The sequence below is a fragment of the Microcoleus sp. BM001215392 genome (assembly GCF_036700185.1).
In the GTDB taxonomy this organism is placed as follows: Bacteria; Cyanobacteriota; Cyanobacteriia; order Cyanobacteriales; family Microcoleaceae; genus Microcoleus.
The window spans coordinates 1-2,108 of record NZ_JAUBOJ010000639.1 but is presented as its reverse complement, the minus strand read 5'-3'; the positions used below and the strand labels follow the sequence as shown (position 1 = coordinate 2,108).

At 46.7% G+C, this 2,108-nt stretch carries 1 protein-coding gene and 1 pseudogene; both read right to left on the bottom strand.

Annotation, left to right across the window (positions count from 1 at the left end):
- Window positions 1–380: 380 nt before the first annotated feature.
- A complete protein-coding gene (locus tag QT974_RS33675; RefSeq protein ID WP_333472701.1) occupies window positions 381–1,853 on the bottom strand; it encodes a site-2 protease family protein in 1,473 nt (490 codons plus the stop codon).
- Between the two features lie 48 nt (window positions 1,854–1,901).
- Window positions 1,902–2,108 (bottom strand): annotated as a pseudogene (locus tag QT974_RS33670) (RNA-guided endonuclease TnpB family protein); the annotation flags it as partial.

Below are 2,108 nucleotides of genomic sequence, written 5' to 3'. Positions count from 1 at the left end.
GCAAAGGAAGAGAAGAGAGAGATTAATACAGGACGATGAAGAGAGGATTTGATATTGCGTCCGATCGACTAACCGCAGTCAGATGCGATCGCCCGTGCCCCCGAAAAGCCCGCAGAATGAGAGCGGACGCTCAGTCCGCACTACAAACTGTTGTTGTTATGGTAGCCGATCGCACGTGATGCGAGACGGAAGCTTTGGCAACGAGGGAATGCTTCGCCTGTCAAAACATCCTTGGTGTGAGATTTTTGATTTACTCTACACTTGAATCTGGGATGTTGAACAGGGAGTTACCCTCGAACCTTTTGAGTCTTCTTTCTTCCCTCGGATTATTTTTGAGCGCGCAGCCTTCTACCTGATTCCCCCGGGACTTGCTCTGGCTTTTAAACATTTAACCACTGAAGCAGGATTTTAGGTGCTGGCAACAAAATCAGCAACAACAGCCCGATCGCCAGCAACCCCAAAAAATCGCGCCGGTTGTCCAATTCACTAACATCATTCAAAGCCGGTTCGTCATTGAGAGGCGTCAGAAACAAAATAATTGCCCACAACATAAAGCCCTGTTCCAAAAAAGCCAGGAGCAGCATACAAACTCTAGCAAATTGCCCGATCGCCATACTCGCTCGCTGGCCGAACATCGCGTGTACAATGTGTCCCCCATCAAACTGCCCCACCGGCATCAAATTAAACGCCGTTACGATCAAACCCAAATAACCAGCCACCGCTACCGGATGCAAATTAATCGCAGTTTCCGCATTCAAAGCACCGCCGAAAGTTAACTTGCTAACGAAAGTCATCAGCAGCGAAAAATTAGGAGAAAAAGAATCAAAATTCAACATTCCCGACTTGTTAGAAAGCGGTACAATTGTCGAACGAGTCAAACCCCAAATTAACAGCGGAACAGTCGCAACTAAACCAGCTAGCGGGCCGGCAATACTGATATCAAACAAAGCTCGGCGGTTGGGAATAGGACTGCGAATTTGAATGAAAGCGCCAAAAGTTCCCAAGAAAAAAGGAATCGGAATAAAATAAGGCAGAGTCGTGCGAATCTTGTAGAATTTGGCAGCTAAATAGTGACCGGATTCGTGAAATCCCAAAATTGCAATTAGAGCCAGGGAATAAGGCAAACCCTGGAGCAAGATTGACGGGTTAGACTGCAAAGCTTTTTCAGTAACTCCGGCAATTTGCGACCCGACAATGGTAGTTGTAAACACCGTAATCAGTACCAAAGCTAAGGCAAAAAACGGTCTAGTTAAAGATTCAGCTTTCACCGGATCTTCCCCTGATTTGCGGCTGGGATTGGGAACGATCGCAAAAAAAGGCTGACCGCTCAAACTATTTTGAAATATCACTAAAAAGCGATCGCCAAAATGCTGCTCCACATTCTCCCGAACCGCCTGATAAGCCACCTCCGGGTTGGCGCGCAACAGTCCGCGACAAATCACAGCCTGCGGGCGAAATTCCAAATCTCGCAAACAGAAAACAGACCAAGAAAAACAATCGCGCAAACTCGCTTCTTCCGCTGCATCTATCGGACGCACGGGGGGTTTTGGCTTTGTCAGTTCAGTCGCAGCGCCCTCTAGGGGCGTTTGGGTTTCGGCGGTAATTTCCTTGCGGCCCAACTGAACCAAAAACCAGTACAAAACAGGACAAACCAAAAAAGGTATAATTACCAACTCCGGCGGTGCAGTTTTTTTAGCGCCGTTGGCCAAAACCCAACCACTCCAGATCGCTGGTGGCGCCATCATTACCAGCCACAGCAGCCATATCGGAGTTCGCGTGATGCGACTGATGCTGCTGTGCAACAAGTAGTAAGATATCAGTCCCAACACGAACAACCATAGTAAAAAGAACATAATATTTATTCCATGCCTCTCAATAGCTTGTAAAAGTATAGTCATCTATTACATGACGTGGGAGGCATGAAGTCCCTCCCCTTTCTTTTTTACTTCGAGCGGATTAACCCTTCTTAAGCTGAACTACGCAGCTCTCTATCCCATCACTAAACGCATTTGGGATTGCTTTTCTTAAGATATTGTAAGAGCCATTAACATCAGCGTTAATTAATCTACCGCTCGATGTTTTGTACAATCCTCTCTTAATTCGTTTAC

Bases quoted from the DNA above. Each gene is read 5' to 3' on its own strand.
- QT974_RS33675 (WP_333472701.1), bottom strand. From the start codon at position 1,853: ATGTTCTTTTTACTATGGTTGTTCGTGTTGGGACTGATATCTTACTAC.